A 15,231-nucleotide genomic window follows, 5' to 3' on the forward strand; every position below is an offset into this window, starting at 1 on the left:
GGTAACTTTCGCTCACCGCCCCCTACCCATGAGTACGGTGCTCCTCTACTCTCCCATTGCGCCAGTATTCACTGGCAGAGTCCAAGAGTGATGCGCGGAGGCTTCGGGATGGCCCACGAACACGAGCATGTGCGGGTGGCGGTGATCGGCTCCGGTTTCGGCGGGCTGGGCGCCGCCGTGCGGCTGCGCCGGGAGGGGATCACCGACTTCATCGTCCTGGAACGGGCCGACAGCGTCGGCGGCACCTGGCGCGACAACAGCTATCCGGGGTGCGCCTGCGACGTGCCCTCCCACCTCTACTCCTTCTCCTTCGCCCCCCACCCCGACTGGCCGCGCACCTTCTCCGGACAGCAGCACATCCGCGCCTACCTGGAGCACGTCACCGACGTCTTCCGGCTCCGCCCGCACATCCGCTTCGACTCCGAGGTCAAGAAGATGACCTGGAACACGGAGCTGCTGCGCTGGGACATCGAGACGACCGCCGGGAACCTCTCCGCCGACGTCGTGGTCTCCGCGACCGGGCCGTTGTCCGACCCCAAGGTCCCGGACATCCCGGGCCTGGACTCCTTCCCCGGCAAGGTCTTCCACTCCGCCCGCTGGGACCACGACTACGACCTCGCCGGCAAGCGGGTCGCCATGGTCGGCACCGGCGCCTCCGCCATCCAGATCGTGCCGTCCATCCAGCCCGAGGTGTCCCGCCTCACGGTCTTCCAGCGCACCCCGCCGTGGGTGATGCCTCGCGTGGACCGCGCCATCAGTGGCGCGGAGCGCTCACTGCACCGCACGCTGCCGCTGACCACCCGGCTGCGCCGCGGAGTGCTGTGGGGCATACGGGAGTTGCAGGTCCAGGCGTTCACCAAGCACCCCGGCGAACTGGGCTTCGTCGAGCAACTGGCCAAGCGCAACATGGCCCGCGCCATCAAGGACCCGGCGCTGCGCGCCAAGCTCACCCCGGACTACCGCATCGGCTGCAAGCGGATCCTGCTGTCCAGCACGTACTACCCGGCACTCGCGCAGGACAACGTGGACGTCGTCGCGAGCGGGCTCAGCGAGATCCGCGGGTCCACCGTCGTCGCCGCCGACGGCACCGAGGCCGAGGTCGACGCGATCATCTTCGGCACGGGCTTCCACGTCACCGACATGCCGATCGCCGAGCGGGTCGTCGGCGCGGACGGCCGTACGCTCGCCGAAGCCTGGAAGGGCGGCATGGCCGCGCTGCGCGGCGCGGCCGCGGCCGGGTTCCCGAACTGGATGACACTCATCGGCCCCAACACCGGCCTGGGCAACTCCTCGATGATCCTGATGATCGAGTCCCAGCTGAACTACATGGCCGACTATCTGCGGCAGTTGGACGTCCTGGGAGGCCGGGTGGCCCTCGACGCGCGCCCGAGTGCCGTGAACGCCTGGAACCGCAGGGTGCAGGAGCGGATGAAGCGCACCGTGTGGAACACCGGCGGCTGCACCAGCTGGTACCTGGACGCGAGCGGCCGCAACACCACCATCTGGCCCGGCACGACGACCGAGTTCCGGCGCGCCACGCGGCGGGTGGATCTCGCGGAGTACGCCGTCCTGCGGCCACCGGCGGCGAAGACCGCCCCGGTCGACGAGACCACGGAGGTGACCGCGTGAGCCGCCTCGCCCATGTCACCTCCGGCCCCTACGCCCCGCCCGTTCCCGCCCGCACCCTCACCGTCACCTCCGCCGACGGCGCCCGCCTGCATGCCGAGGTGCACGGCCCCGAGGACGCGCCGGCCGTCGTCCTCGCGCACGGCTGGACCTGCTCGACCGCGTTCTGGGCGGCGCAGATCCGGGCGCTGTCCGCCGACCACCGCGTCATCGCCTACGACCAGCGCGGCCACGGCCGCAGCCCGGCGAGCGCGACATGCGGCACCGACGCCCTCGCCGACGACCTCGAAGCCGTCCTGGACGCCACCCTCGCGCCCGGCGAGCAGGCGGTGATCGCCGGGCACTCCATGGGCGGCATGACGGTGATGGCGGCGTCGGCGCGCCCGGCGTTCCGCGAACACGCGGCGGCCGTCCTGCTGTGCAGCACCGGCAGTTCCCGCCTGGTCGCGCGGTCCACAGTGGTGCCGATCCGGGCCGGGCGGCCGCGGACGTGGCTGACGAAGCACATCCTCGGCTCGCGGGCCCCGCTCGGCCCGGTCACGCCGCTCGCGCAGCGGATCCTCAAGTACGCCACGATGGGCCCCGCTTCGGCGCCGGACATGGTCGAGGCGTGTGCGCGGATCGTGCACGCCTGCCCGCGCACCGCCCGTCACGCCTGGTCGCGGGTGCTGGAGACGCTCGACCTCGACGGTGGGGTACGGAAGTTGAGGGTTCCCACCGAGGTCGTCGCCGGCTCCGCCGACCGGCTCACGCCGCCGGTGCACGTGCGGGAGCTGGCCGCCGCGCTGCCGGAGTGCACCGGCCTGACCGAGCTGCCGGGGATCGGCCACATGACGCCCGTGGAGGCGCCCGACCTGGTCACGGGGAAGATCCGCGCGCTGGTCGCCGCGCACGTACACGCACACGCCGAGGTCGAGGTCGAGGAGAGCGCATGAGCAGGGTGAGTCTTCAGGGGCAGGTCGCGGTCGTCACGGGCGCCGCGCGGGGCGTCGGCGAACTGCTCGCGCGCAAACTGTCCGCGCGCGGCGCGAAGGTCGCGCTGGTCGGTCTGGAACCGGACGCGCTCAAGCAGGTCTCGGAGCGGCTGCACGGGGAGAGCGCCCACTGGTACGCCGACGTCACCGACCACGAGGCGATGACGCGGGTGGCGGCGGAGGTCGGGGAGCGGTTCGGCAAGGTCGACATCGTGGTCGCCAACGCCGGTGTGGCGACGGGCGGCCCGTTCGCCGACTCCGACCCCGGGTCCTGGCGGCGGGTGATCGAGGTCAACCTGATCGGGTCGGCGGTCACCGGCCGGGCGTTCCTGCCCGCGCTCGTGAAGAGCCGGGGCTATCTGCTGCAGATCGCCTCGCTGGCGGCGATCACCCCCGCCCCGATGATGACGGCGTACTGCGCGTCCAAGTCCGGTGTGGAGGCGTACGCGCACAGCCTGCGCGCCGAAGTCGGCCACCGGGGCGTGCGGGTGGGCGTGGCCTACCTGTCGTGGACCGACACCGACATGGTGCGGGGGGCCGACCAGGACGACGTCATGCGGGAGCTGAGGCAGCGGCTGCCGTGGCCGTCCAACAAGACGTATCCGCTGGGTCCGGCGGTGGACCGGATCGTGGACGGCGTCGAGCGACGCTCCAGTCATGTGTACGGGCAGTGGTGGCTGCGCGGGATGCAGGGCGTGCGCGGGTACCTGCCGGGGATCATCGGGACCGTGGGGCAGCGGGAGATGCGGCGGTTCGCGGACCGGCTGACGGGGATGCGCACGGGTCTGGTGGGCGCGGGCGGCGCCGCCGACGAACAACACCGGGCCACTGGTGCGACGCAGCGTCACTGATCGACATGCGCAGCGTGACCGCCCGTGTGAATCTGGTCGAGGTCGATCCCCTCACCCACTTGGGGATCCCCCTCACCCACACGGGAGTGAAACAGCATGGGTATGAAGGACAAGTTCCAGGACCAGGCCGAGCAGCGGCAGCAGCAGGGCAAGGAGCGCACCCAGGAGGGCCGCGAGAAGGCCGGCCAGCGCTCGTCCCAGCAGCGTGAGCGTGGGCGTCAGCACACCGACGACACCCGCGACGAGATGGAGGACCGTCTCAACCAGGACTACGACCGGTAGTCGGTAGTCACTGACGTGTGCTGCGCTCGGCCTCGGCCGGGAGCGTGGGGCGCCCTGTGTGCCGGGGCGCCCCACGTTGCGCCCGCCGCCGGCCGAGCTCGCGGGCTCGACTACCCCTGCCGCGGCGGCAGTTTCGGGCGGCTGTGGTCGGGGACGTTCTCGTAGCCGGGCGGGGTCGCGGGAGGGTTGGCGGTCAGGAGGTCCAGAGCCAGTTCGATGGCGTCGTCCATCTCGACGTGGCGGCCCTCGGCCCAGTCCATGGGGGTGCGCAGGGACTCGATGTCCGGGCTGACGCCGTGGTTCTCCACGGACCAGCCGTAGGCGTCGAGCCAGGCCGCGTTCATCGGCACCGTGATGACGGTGCCGTCGCCCAGGCGGTGTCGGCCGGTGATGCCGACCACGCCGCCCCAGGTGCGCTGCCCGACCACCGGCCCCAGCTTCAGCAGCTTGAAGGCCGCCGTGATCATATCGCCGTCGGAGGAGGTCGCCTCGTCCGCGAGGGCCACTATCGGTCCGCGGGGCGCGTTGGAGGTGTACGACACCGGCTGGGCGTTGCGGGTCAGGTCCCAGCCGAGGATGGTCCGGGTCAGCTTCTCGATGACCAGTTCGCTGATGTGGCCGCCCGCGTTGCCGCGCACGTCGACGATGAGCGCCGGCCGGGAGATCTCCATGCGCACGTCCCGGTTGAACTGCGCCCAGCCGGAACCGCCCAGGTCGGGGATGTGCAGATAGCCGCAGCGGCCCCCGCTCAACTCCCGCACCACCGCCCGCCGCTTGGCCACCCAGTCCTGGTAGCGCAGCGGCCGGTCGTCGATCAGCGGGACGACGGCGACCCGGCGCGGCGGGCCGTTGCCGTCGGGGGGCGCGAAGGTCAGCTCCACCGTCGTACCGCCGGAGCCGGCCAGCAGCGGGTACGGTCCCGTCACCGGGTCCACCGGGCGGCCGTCGACGTGGGTCAGCACGGCGCCCTCGCGGATGCCGGCGCCGGCCAGCGGTGAACGGGCCCGTGAGTCCGAGGAGTCGCCGGGCAGGATCCGCTTGAGCACCCAGCCGGCGTCGCGATGCACCAGGTTGGCGCCGAGCAGGCCCTGCCAGCGCTGGTAGTGCGCGGGGCCCTCGTTGCGGCGGGCGGCGGCGACGTAGGCGTGGGAGGTGCCGAGCTCGCCGAGCACCTCCCGGAGCAGGTCGGCGAACTCGTCGGGGGAGGCGACCCGTTCGACCAGCGGGCGGTACTGGGCGAGGACGGCGTCCCAGTCGATGCCGCTCATGTCCGGGTCCCAGTAGTAGGCGCGGATCAGCCGGCCGGCCTCCTCGTAGGACTGGCGCCACTCCGCGCCCGGGTCCACGACGTGCATGATCCGGCGCAGGTCGATCCAGGTCGTGGTGTCGCTGTCGCCGATCTCGCTGGACGGCACCGCGCGCAGGTCGCCCTCGTCGACGACGACCAGCCGGGTGCCGTCACCGCTGATCGCGAACGAGTCCAGATGGCCGACGAGTTCGGACTTCTTCGCCTTGGTGATGTTGAAGAACTCCAGCGTCGGCCGGCCGGTGATGTCGTCCGGGTTCACGAACGTCTCGCCCAGCGCGCCCGAGATCGGCCAGCGCAGCCACACCAGGCCGCCGCCCGCGACCGGGCAGAGCGCCGAGTACTTGGAGGCGATCACCGGGAACGGCGTGACCCGGCTCGCCAGCCCCTCCACCTCCACGGTCACCGCGCCCGGCTCGCCGCTCTCCTCGTCCTCCACGGGATCCAGCCCGCCGGCCGCCGGACGGCCCTCGGGGTTCAGCGCGAAGGGGGACGGGGTGGCGGAGGACAGCGGGACCAGGTAGGGCTTGCAGCCCAGCGGGAAGGACAGGTCGCCGGTGTGCACGTCGTACACCGGGTCGAAACCGCGCCAGGACAGGAAGGCCAGATAGCGGCCGTCCCGGGTGAACACGGGGTTCTCGTCCTCGAAGCGGCCTTCGGTGACGTCCACGATCAGACGGTCCTGGATCCGGGCCACCTTGATCTGCCTCAGCGAGCGGCCGATGCCGGGGTGCGACCAGGTCAGCCACGCCCCGTCGGGGGAGAAGGCGAGGTCCCGCACGGGTCCGTTGTCGGAGCGGACGAGTTCGGTGACCGTCCCGCCGGAGTGCTCGCCGTCCTCGGAGCTCTCGGCGTCGCCGGGCACGTCGAGCAGCAGCAGCCGGCCGTCGTGCGAGGCCAGGGCCAGCCGTTCGCCCTCGCAGTCGGCGGCCATCTCCAGCACCCGGCCCAGCTGCCCGGAGGCCAGCCGGCGCGGCGCGCGGGGGCCGGTGGCGCGCGGCAGGTAGGTGATCTCGACGGCGTCCGGGCCGTCGGCGTCGGTGACGTAGGCGATCCGGCCGCTCGCGCCGAGCATCTCCGGCAGGCGGACGCGGACGCCGGGGGTGTCGGTGAGGGTGCGGGCGGGGCCGTCGCGATGGGTCAGCCAGTACAGGGAGCCGCGTACGACGACGGCGCTGGCCCGGCCGGTCTCGTCGACGGAGAGACCGTCCAGGTTCTGGGCGGCGGGCACCGGGTAGCGGCGGCGGCCGGCCCGCGGCCCGCTCAGCCGTACGTCGAGCCGGTGCGGCACCGAGTCGGGGGAGAGGTCGTCGACCATCCACAGATCGCCGGCGCACTGGTACACCACCCGCTGTCCGTCGCCGGCGGCGTGCCGGGCGTAGAAGGCGTCGTGGTCGGTATGGCGGCGCAGGTCGGAGCCGTCGTAGGCGCACGAGTAGAGGTTGCCGATGCCCTCGTGGTCGGACAGGAAGGCGATTCGGCCGCCGACGAACATGGGGCAGGCCAGATGGCCGTCGATGCCGGCCAGAAGTCGCTGCCCGTGCAGCCACAGCCGGCCCGTGGCGCCGCCCCGGTAGCGCTTCCAGGAGACCGGCTCGTGCGGCGGGGTGCCGGTCAGCAGCAGGCTTCTGCGTTCGCCGTCGAGGTCGGCGACCTGGATGTCGGAGACCGGGCCCCAGGGCAGTTTGCGGCCGGGGGAGCCGTCGGTGTCGACCTTGTACGCCCAGGTGAAGTACGAGAACGGCTCGTCGTGCGAGGTGACGGCGAGGATCTCGGTGTGGCCGTGCTCGTCGGGCGGGTCCCAGCCGCACACCCGGGTGTCGGTGCTGCCCCAGTACGACAGCTGCCGGCTCGGACCGCCGTCCACCGGCACCAGGTGGATCTCGGGCGCGAGGCTCCGCCAGCTCGTGCAGGCGATGTGGCGGCCGTCGGGCGAGAAGCGGGGGTGGCCCGTCTTGGTCCGGTCCACGGTGAGCCGCCAGGCACGCTCCGCTCCGTCGAGCGGCGCCAGCCAGAGGTCGTCCTCGGCCACGAAACACAGCAGATCGCCGCTGAGATGCGGCAGGCGCAGATAGCTCACCTCCCCCATGCTTCGCCCGCCCATCCGGCGCAGCAACTCGTGCCGTTCGACCGGCTTCCGGCCCGGCGCACCCGTCGACACGGCGGCCGCGGTGATCACGATCACCGTCTTCTCCGGCGGCAATTGGCTCGTGACCCGCTCGCCCGGCGGGCTAGCCTGCCGCCATGACGACGACTGCCACCACCGACGCCGGAGGATCAGGAGCGCACCCCAGGTTCGTCGAGGCGCTGCGGGAGATGGGGATCGGGGAGCTGGCCGGTGCGGTACGCCGGTTTCCCGAGGCCACTCGGACCGCCGTCGAGGCCGCGGCTGCCGTCGGGTGCGAGCTGAGCCAGATCTGCAAGTCACTGGTCTTCGACGTGGACGGCGAACCGGTGCTGGTGCTCGTGGACGGGGGCTCCCGGGTGGACGTCGAGCGCGTCCGCGAGGAACTGGGCGCCGGCCGGGTCTCCCGCGCCAAGGCCGACGTCGTGCGGGAGACCACCGGATACGCCATCGGGGGCGTGCCGCCCTTCGGGCACCAAACCCGCACGCGGGTGCTCGCCGACCGGGGGCTGCTCGGCCACGACGTGGTCTGGGCCGCGGCCGGCACGCCGTACACCGTCTTCCCGATGGAGCCCAAGGAGCTCGTCGCGCACGCCGGCGGCACGCTCGTGGACGTGCGCGAGCGCACTGCGTGACGCCGCTCGTCACGGCGGCCGTGCTGCTGGCCGCGGTCACCCACGCCTGCTGGAACGCGCTCGCGCACAAAATCCCGGACAAGCTCGCCGGGTTCACCCTGATCTCCGGCGGCGGGCTGCTGATTGGTGCCGTGCTGGCCGTGTTCACCGCCGTGCCGGCGGCGGGCGCCTGGCCGTACCTCATCGCGTCGGCCGCCATCCACATCGTGTACTACGGGCTGTTGATGACGTCGTTCCGGCTCGGTGACTTCGGGCAGGCGTATCCGATCGCGCGCGGCACGGCCCCGCTCGTGGTCACGGTGCTGGCCGCCGTCTTCGCACACGAGGTGCCCGACCGCTGGGTGGCGGCCGGGATCGCGCTGTCGTGCGCGGGACTGACCGGCGTCGCGCTGTGGGGGCTGCGCGGGCGGCGGCCGAACTGGGCGGCGGTCGGGGCCGCGCTGGCCACCGGCCTGTCCATCGCGGCGTACACGGTGGTGGACGGCCTCGGCGTGCGCGCCTCGGGCACCCCCCTCGGCTACATCGCCTGGCTGATGGCCGTTCAGGGGCTGGTCATCCCCGCGTACGCCGTCCGCCGCCTGCGGCCCCGGCCGGCCGCCGCCCTGCGGCCCCACGCCGCGCTCGGCCTGCTCGGCGCCGCCCTGTCCGTCACGGCGTACGGCCTCGTCCTGTGGGCGCAGACCAGGGCGGATCTGGCGCCCGTCTCGGCGCTGCGGGAGTCCTCCATCCTCGTCGGCGCCGCCATCGGCGCCCTCTTCTTCAAGGAGCGTTTCGGCGCCCCGCGCCTGGCGGCCGCCGGGCTGCTGGTCGTCGGCATCGGGCTGATGCTGCACGCCGGTTGAGGCCGGCCGACGCCCGCCGTCAGAGCCCGGTGGCCGGTTGCCGGTTGGGGCTGATGCTGCGTGCCGGTGGCGGAAGGAGCACCCTGGAAGGAGGTGTTCCGGAGGTGATGGTCATGATGAAGACCGCTGTGGGATGGCACATCGAACTCGAGTTCCAGGAGGACGACCAGCACACGCGGGCGGCGGCGATGGTGCGCCTGCCCGACGGGAGCGAGATCCGGGCGCACGGGCGGGCGAGCAGGCACCGCACGGATTCCCATCAGCCACGCGTCGGCGAGGAGATCGCCGGGGCACGCGCCCTGAACGAGCTGGCCATGGAACTCCTCACCAAAGCGCATGAGGAGATCGACCAGGCGTCGGGCCGCACGTCCCAGCCGATCCACATCTGAACCCCCCGCCGAGGCGCTGCTGAGGCACTGCTGAAAAAGCCCCGCGCCCCGCGTCCCGCGCACTGCGTTCGGCGTCCGCCGCGGCCCCGGCGCGGTGCCTACGCCAGTGACGCCCGCACGGCCCGTACCAGCGCCTGGGCCCTCGGGTCCGCCGTCACGCTGGTACGGAAGCCGTTGGTCACGTAGCCGAAGGCGACGCCCGACTCCGGGTCGGCGAAGCCGAGCGCGCCGCCGCGGCCCGGGTGGCCGAAGGACCCCGGTGCGAGCAGCGGGGACGCGCTGCCGTGCAGCATGTAGCCGAGGCCGAAGCGGGTGGGGACGACGAGGACGCGGTCCGGGCCCGCCGAGGCCTCCGCACGGGCGCGGGCCGTCGTCTCCGGTGCGAACAGGCGGACCCCGCCGTCCACTTCCCCGATGAGCGAGGCGTAGAAGCGGGCCAGGCCGTCGGCCGTGGCGATGCCGTTGGAGGCGGGCAGGACGGCCGCCCGGTACGCCGGGTCGTTCTCGTCGGGCTGCGGGGTGATCGCGCCGAAGGCGCGGCGGGTGAGGGAGTGCGGGTCGGCGTAGGCCTCGGCGACCGCACGCCGGGGGCGGGTCCGCAGTGCGCCGCTCTCGGCGGCCGGCGGCTCGACGGGGCCCACCCGGCCCACACGCGGCGCCTCACCCGGCGGCAGGCCGACCCACAGGTCCGCGGCGAGCGGCCCGGCGATCTCGTCCGCGATCCACTCGCCGATCGTGCGGCCGGTGACCCTGAGCACCAGCTCGCCCGTCAGCCAGCTGTACGTCTGCGCGTGGTAACCGTGGTCCGTGCCCGGCTCCCACACCGGTGCCTGGGCCGCGACCGCCTCCGCGCCGAGCACCGGATCGGCGGCCTGCGCGGGCGTGAGCGGCCGCTCCAGCACGGGCACACCCGCACGGTGGGCCAGAAGGTGCCACACCAGCGTCCGCTCCTTGCCGGCCGCCTTGAACTCCGGCCAGTAGGTGCCCACCTGGGCGTCCAGGTCCAGTTGGCCGCGCTGGTGCAGCAGCAGGAGAACGGCGGCGGCCACGCCCTTGGTCGCCGAGCGCACGACCTGCGCGGTGTCACGCTCCCAGGGCGCCGCACCGCCGGCCGGGCCGCCGGAGCCGCCCGCCGTACCGTCGCCCGCCCCGTCCACGTCCCGGGTCCCGGCCCACAGGTCGACGACCTTGTGCCCGTCCCGGTACACCACGACCGCCGCGCCCCGCTCGCCCCGCGCGGTGAAGTTCCCGGCGAACGCGTCCCTGACCGGCTCGAAGCCCTCGGCCACCGCACCGCTCACGTCCACGTCCGCACTCCTGTCGCTGTCGTTCGCCACTTGCCGCTCGTATCCGTCGTTCACCTGCGACAGTGAGTGCAACACGGGTGTGCCGCCTGCGATTCCTTCGGGGTCAGGTGCTCGCCGTCACCGAGCGCGGGTCGAAGCCGAACGGCAGCTCGAGGCGGTGGGCGCGCATCAGCGCCTCGTCGGAGAGCAGCTCGCCCGTCGGCCCGTCCGCCGCGATCACCCCGTCGCTCAGGATCAGCGAGCGCGGGCACAGCTCCAGCGCGTACGGCAGGTCGTGGGTGACCATGAGCACGGTCACGTCCAGTGAGCGCAGGATGTCGGCGAGTTCACGGCGCGAGGCCGGGTCGAGGTTGGACGAGGGCTCGTCCAGGACCAGGATCTCCGGCTCCATGGCGAGGACCGTCGCCACGGCCACCCGGCGGCGCTGTCCGAAGGAGAGGTGGTGCGGCGGGCGGTCGGCGAAGTCCTGCATGCCGACCCGCTCCAGGGCCGTACGCACCCGCTGCTCCAGTGCCGAACCCTTCAGGCCGGCCGCCGCCGGTCCGAACGCCACGTCCTCCCGCACCGTCGGCATGAACAACTGGTCGTCCGGGTCCTGGAAGACGATGCCGACCTTCTGCCGGATCTGGGCCATGTGCCGTCTGCCGACCGGCATCCCGGCCACCGTCACCGTGCCCGTCCCGCCGCCGAGGATGCCGTTGAGGTGCAGGACGAGGGTCGTCTTCCCGGCGCCGTTCGGGCCGAGCAGCGCCACCCGCTCCCCCCGGGCGATGGAGAAGTCGACGCCGAAGAGGGCCTGGTGCCCGTCGGGGTAGGCGAAGGCGAGGCCGGAGACCTCGAGAGAAGGCGCAGTCACAAGAACCATCCCAGCAGACAGACGACGAGCGCGGCGCAGGGGAGGGCCAGCGCGTACGACCACTGCGCCCGGGACGCGGTCACCTCGTCGATGACCGGCATCGAACCGGCGTAGCCGCGGCTCACCATGGCCAGGTGGACCCGCTCCCCGCGCTCGTAGGAGCGGATGAACAACGCGCCCGCGGACTTGGCGAGCACCCCCCAGTGCCGGATCCCGCGCGCCTCGAAGCCGCGTGACTCCCGGGCGATCCGCATGCGCCGCATCTCGTCGGTGATCACGTCGCCGTACCGGATCATGAAGGAGGCGATCTGGACCAGCAGCGGGGGCAGCTTCAGGCGCTGGAGGCCGAGCAGCAGCTCGCGCAGCTCGGTCGTGCTCGCCAGCAGCACGGACGCGGCGACCCCGAGGGTGCCCTTGGCGAGCACGTTCCAGGCGCCCCACAGGCCGCTCACGCTCAGGGAGATGCCGAGCACGTCGACGCGTTCGCCCTCCGCCACGAAAGGCATCAGCACGGCGAAGGCGACGAACGGGATCTCGATCAGCAGCCGTCCGAGCAGGTATCGTGCGGGCACGCGGGCCACGGAGGCGACGGCCGCGAGTAGCACCGCGTACAGGGCGAACGCCCACATCGCCTCGCGCGGGGTCGACACCACGACCACGACGAACGCGAAGACCGCGGCGAGCTTGGTGTGCGGTGGCAGCGTGTGCACGGGCGAGTGCCCGTGCCGGTACAGCCGGTGGGAGTGCCCCGCCCCCATCAGGCGGCCCGCGAAGCGGAGGGACCGGACGAGGCGGCCGTGCGGCGCCTGCGCACCACCCAGAAGACCGTGCTGCCCACGACGACGGTGGAGCCGACGCCGATCACGCCCGCGAGCCCGCCGGACAGCCGGGCGTCGGAGACGTCCTTCACGCCGTAGTCGGCGAGCGGGGAGCCGGCGGCGTCGTGCCGCTCCGCCTTCTTGTCGATGCCGTGGTCGTGGGCGACCTTCTCCAGGCCGTCGGGGCTGGACGAGGCGTAGAAGCTGACGAAGCCGGCGAGGATGAGCGAGGTGACCAGGCCGGTGATCCACAGCCTGCGGTGCGAGCTCGCTGCGGCCGGGACGGGCGCGGGCTCGGCGGCGGGAGCGTCGACCAGTTCGCCGTTCACCCGCAGCTTCAGCCGCTGTCGCAGCCCGCGCGCGCCGTACACCAGGTCGGGCCGTACGGCGATGACGGCGCCGACGGTCAGCGCGGTGATCGCGGCCTCGCCGATGCCGATGAGGACGTGCACGCCGATCATCGCGGTGGCGACCTTGCCGATGGACACGTCGGTGGTGCCGCCGATCGCGTAGATGAGCGTGAAGACGACGGCGGCGGCCGGGACGGAGAGGAGTGCGGCGGCGAAGGAGGCCACGGTGACCGAGCGGCGGCGGCGCGGCAGCACCTGCACCAGGCCGCGGAAGACGGCGTACGCCACGACGGTCGTGGTGATCGCCATGTCGGTGATGTTGACGCCGAGCGCGGTCAGCCCTCCGTCGGCGAAGAGGACGCCCTGCATGAGCAGGACGACGGAGACGCACAGGACCCCTGTCCAGGGGCCCACGAGTATCGCGGCGAGCGCCCCGCCCAGGAGGTGGCCGCTGGTGCCGGCCGCGACGGGGAAGTTGAGCATCTGCACCGCGAAGATGAAAGCGGCGACCAGGCCGGCCAGTGGGGCGGTGCGTTCGTCGAGTTCTCGGCGCGCGCCGCGCAGGCTCACCGCGAGGGCACCGGCGGCGACCACTCCGGCGGCGGCGGACGTGGGGGCGTTGATGAATCCGTCAGGCACATGCACCGTTCGATGATAGTGGCTTGTTGCGAATCGCTTGCAAGAGCGAGATGGTCGTCGCCACATCTGAGCGGACGGCCGCCAAGATGTGTAAATCGGAAGATATGGGACATTGGTAACGAAACCACTAAGCAGTTGCCGGATGGGTCACCGAGTGTGAGGGGCCGTCTGATGTCTGTAGTCGAACAGTACGCGCGAGCCCACATAGTCACCGATGACGACTCCCTGGACGAGCACGGTGCCGTCCCCGTCGTCCTGCGTTACGACCCGCAGGACGACCCGCGCTCGGTGCGGATCGGACTGCCCGGACCGCACGAGTGGAGGTTCTCCCGGTCGCTGCTCGAACAGGGGCTGCGCGCCCCGGCGGTCGACGGACCGGTACGGGTCTGGCCGTGCGGCCGGGTGCAGACCGTGGTGGAGTTCCACTCGTCGCAGGGCGTCTCGGTGGTGCAGTTCGACACCAGGACGCTGCTGAGATTCCTGCAGCGCACCTACACGGCCGTGGCGGCCACCAGCAGGGCCATGGTCCACCACTGAGCGGGGACCCGGACCGCTCAGCCGCCCGCCTTCAGCAGGGCCGCCACGATCGGGCCCGCCGTGTCACCGCCGTGGCCGCCCGCCTGGACGACGCCCGCCGCGGCGAGGTCACCGCGGTAGGCGGTGAACCAGCCGTTCGGCTTCTCCTGGCCGTCGACCTCCGCCGAACCGGTCTTGGCGCCGACGTCGCCGCCGACCCCGGACATCGCCTCGGCCGCGGTGCCGTACGCCGCGGTGTACGCCATGACGTCCTTCAGCTGGGCCCGGGTCTTCGACGACATCGTGCGCGCCGCCTTGGCCAGTGTGCGGTGGTCCACCGAGGGGTCCACCAGGTACGGCTGGTGGAAGACGCCGGCCTGGACCGTCGCCGACACCGACGCCATGTTCAGCGGGTTCATCCGCACCCCGCCCTGCCCGATCAGCGAGGCGCCCATCTGCGCGCCGCTCTGCACCGGGACTGAGCCGTCGAACGAGGGCACGCCGATGGCCCAGTTGTTCAGGCCGAGGCCGTAGACCTGCTGCGCCTCCTTCGTCAGGTCGCTGTTGGACAGCTTCGGCGCGAAGTCGATGAAGGCGTTGTTGCAGGAGGCCCCGAAGCTCAGCCGGAAGTTGCCCTTCTTGATCTCCGAGTCGGCGTCGTTGTGGAACGTCCAGCCGGCGAGCTTGTACGTCTTGGGGCAGGGGTGCGAGGCGTCCGGGGTGACGAGCCCCTTCTCGAACAGCATCGTCGACGTCACGATCTTCATCGTGGAGCCGGGCGCCAGGGAGCCCTGGAAGGCGGTGTTGAAGCCGTGGCCGGTGTTCGCCACGGCGAGGATCTCACCCGTCGACGCGCGCATCACGACCACCGACGCCCGCTTCTGCCGGGACACCTGCTCCTCGGCGGCGGCCTGGAGGGAGGGGCTCAGCGTCGTCTTCACCGTGCCCGGTGTGCCCTTGCTCAGCTCGGCCAGCGTCTTGTCGGACAGCTCCGCCTTCTTCGACGCGGCGCCGCGCACCACGCGCAGTTCGACGCCCGCCTTGCCGCCGGCGGTTTTGCCGTACTTGTCGCGCAGCCCGTCCAGCACCGTGCCCAGCGACGGGTACTTCGCGGTGGTCAGCTCGCCGCCGTCGCGGTCCAGGGCCTTCACCGGTGGGGTGCCCGACTCGCCGGTCACCAGCCTGTCGCCGTCCTTCAGGTCGGGGTGGACGACGGAGGCGTGCCAGTCGACCACCGGTGCGCCGTCGGCGGCACGGCGCACGACGGTCAGCGCGCTGTCGTACGCCAGCGGCTTGCTCAGGCCCTTGTACGACACCGTCGCCTTGACGTGGAAGGGAACCTTGCCGCCGCTGGGCGTGCCCTCGGTCAGCGTGACGTCCTTCAGATGCGCGTCCTTGGCGTAACCGGTGAGCAGTGCGCCGGCCGCGGCGGAGTCGCTGGTCGCGGCGGCCGCCTCGGCCGGCCTGCCCTGCTGCCATGCCGACAGAAAGCGCCCGGCCGTGGTCTGCACCTCGGCCGCCGACAGGGGTCCGGTGGGCACCTTCCGGTCCTCGCTCGCCGACGTGGTCCGGGCCTGGTCCTCGGCCGCGGCGCCGCCGCCGTACAGCGCGTACGCGCCGATGCCGGCGCCGACGGCGACCACGGCGATCACCCCGCCGGCCACGGCCGGACTCGTCCTCCGTCGCTCGGCGACGCGCCTTCTCTTGCCCACTGC

14 protein-coding genes are annotated in these 15,231 nt (G+C 72.5%); 8 read left to right on the forward strand and 6 right to left on the reverse strand.

Annotated features, from left to right (window positions below):
• The first annotated feature begins 108 nt into the window (after nucleotides 1–108).
• The 4 genes from ACWDUZ_RS05845 (at nucleotide 109) to ACWDUZ_RS05860 (ending at nucleotide 3,733) form a co-directional block, all read left to right on the forward strand.
• The gene (locus tag ACWDUZ_RS05845) at nucleotides 109–1,629 is read left to right on the forward strand and encodes a flavin-containing monooxygenase (protein ID WP_451630546.1); all 1,521 of its coding nucleotides are present in this window, start codon (nucleotides 109–111) and stop codon (nucleotides 1,627–1,629) included.
• The gene (locus tag ACWDUZ_RS05850; protein ID WP_451630547.1) at nucleotides 1,626–2,561 is read left to right on the forward strand and encodes an alpha/beta fold hydrolase; all 936 of its coding nucleotides are present in this window, start codon (nucleotides 1,626–1,628) and stop codon (nucleotides 2,559–2,561) included. Before ACWDUZ_RS05845 ends, ACWDUZ_RS05850 begins: the two co-directional genes overlap by 4 nt.
• Nucleotides 2,558–3,451 (forward strand): SDR family oxidoreductase, encoded by an 894-nt coding sequence (locus ACWDUZ_RS05855; protein ID WP_451630548.1) that lies wholly within the window; start codon nucleotides 2,558–2,560, stop codon nucleotides 3,449–3,451. The genes ACWDUZ_RS05850 and ACWDUZ_RS05855 overlap by 4 nt, the downstream gene beginning before the upstream one ends.
• A gap of 96 nt (nucleotides 3,452–3,547) precedes the next feature.
• Nucleotides 3,548–3,733 carry a hypothetical protein gene (locus ACWDUZ_RS05860; RefSeq protein WP_451630549.1) on the forward strand — a complete coding sequence of 62 codons (186 nt, stop codon included), beginning with the start codon at nucleotides 3,548–3,550 and terminating at the stop codon, nucleotides 3,731–3,733.
• Nucleotides 3,734–3,843: 110 nt separating this feature from the next.
• On the opposite strand, the gene ACWDUZ_RS05865 is transcribed toward ACWDUZ_RS05860, so the two are convergent.
• Nucleotides 3,844–7,119, reverse strand: a complete 3,276-nt coding sequence (locus ACWDUZ_RS05865) for a S41 family peptidase (protein ID WP_451630699.1) — start codon at nucleotides 7,117–7,119, stop codon at nucleotides 3,844–3,846.
• Nucleotides 7,120–7,283: 164 nt separating this feature from the next.
• Here ACWDUZ_RS05865 and ACWDUZ_RS05870 point away from each other — a divergent pair, with 164 nt between their 5' ends.
• From ACWDUZ_RS05870 to ACWDUZ_RS05880, 3 genes are all read left to right on the forward strand, one after another.
• Complete coding sequence (locus tag ACWDUZ_RS05870; RefSeq protein WP_451630550.1) at nucleotides 7,284–7,799, forward strand: YbaK/EbsC family protein; 516 nt, start codon at nucleotides 7,284–7,286, stop codon at nucleotides 7,797–7,799.
• Complete coding sequence (locus ACWDUZ_RS05875) at nucleotides 7,796–8,641, forward strand: EamA family transporter (RefSeq protein WP_451630551.1); 846 nt, start codon at nucleotides 7,796–7,798, stop codon at nucleotides 8,639–8,641. Before ACWDUZ_RS05870 ends, ACWDUZ_RS05875 begins: the two co-directional genes overlap by 4 nt.
• A gap of 113 nt (nucleotides 8,642–8,754) precedes the next feature.
• The gene (locus ACWDUZ_RS05880) at nucleotides 8,755–9,030 is read left to right on the forward strand and encodes a DUF1876 domain-containing protein (RefSeq protein WP_451630552.1); all 276 of its coding nucleotides are present in this window, start codon (nucleotides 8,755–8,757) and stop codon (nucleotides 9,028–9,030) included.
• Nucleotides 9,031–9,128: 98 nt separating this feature from the next.
• Here ACWDUZ_RS05880 and ACWDUZ_RS05885 read toward each other — a convergent pair whose 3' ends face one another.
• The 4 genes from ACWDUZ_RS05885 to ACWDUZ_RS05900 form a co-directional block, all read right to left on the reverse strand.
• Nucleotides 9,129–10,337: a serine hydrolase domain-containing protein gene (locus ACWDUZ_RS05885; RefSeq protein ID WP_451630700.1), complete on the reverse strand. Its 1,209-nt coding sequence runs from the start codon at nucleotides 10,335–10,337 to the stop codon at nucleotides 9,129–9,131.
• Between the two features lie 103 nt (nucleotides 10,338–10,440).
• Entirely contained in the window at nucleotides 10,441–11,202 is a 762-nt protein-coding gene (locus ACWDUZ_RS05890; RefSeq protein WP_451630553.1) for an energy-coupling factor ABC transporter ATP-binding protein, read from the reverse strand.
• Nucleotides 11,190–11,951, reverse strand: a complete 762-nt coding sequence (cbiQ, locus tag ACWDUZ_RS05895) for a cobalt ECF transporter T component CbiQ (RefSeq protein WP_451630554.1) — start codon at nucleotides 11,949–11,951, stop codon at nucleotides 11,190–11,192. The genes ACWDUZ_RS05890 and cbiQ overlap by 13 nt, the downstream gene beginning before the upstream one ends.
• Entirely contained in the window at nucleotides 11,951–13,006 is a 1,056-nt protein-coding gene (locus ACWDUZ_RS05900; RefSeq protein WP_451630555.1) for an energy-coupling factor ABC transporter permease, read from the reverse strand. The genes cbiQ and ACWDUZ_RS05900 overlap by 1 nt, the downstream gene beginning before the upstream one ends.
• Before the next feature lie 165 nt (nucleotides 13,007–13,171).
• Between ACWDUZ_RS05900 and ACWDUZ_RS05905 the strand changes: the two genes are divergently transcribed.
• Nucleotides 13,172–13,537: an SsgA family sporulation/cell division regulator gene (locus tag ACWDUZ_RS05905; RefSeq protein WP_451630556.1), complete on the forward strand. Its 366-nt coding sequence runs from the start codon at nucleotides 13,172–13,174 to the stop codon at nucleotides 13,535–13,537.
• A gap of 17 nt (nucleotides 13,538–13,554) precedes the next feature.
• Here the strand turns inward: ACWDUZ_RS05905 and ACWDUZ_RS05910 are convergent, their stop codons facing one another.
• Complete coding sequence (locus tag ACWDUZ_RS05910; RefSeq protein ID WP_451630557.1) at nucleotides 13,555–15,228, reverse strand: penicillin-binding transpeptidase domain-containing protein; 1,674 nt, start codon at nucleotides 15,226–15,228, stop codon at nucleotides 13,555–13,557.
• Between the last annotated feature and the right edge of the window lie 3 nt (nucleotides 15,229–15,231).

Source organism: Streptomyces sp. NPDC003393, assembly GCF_053589015.1.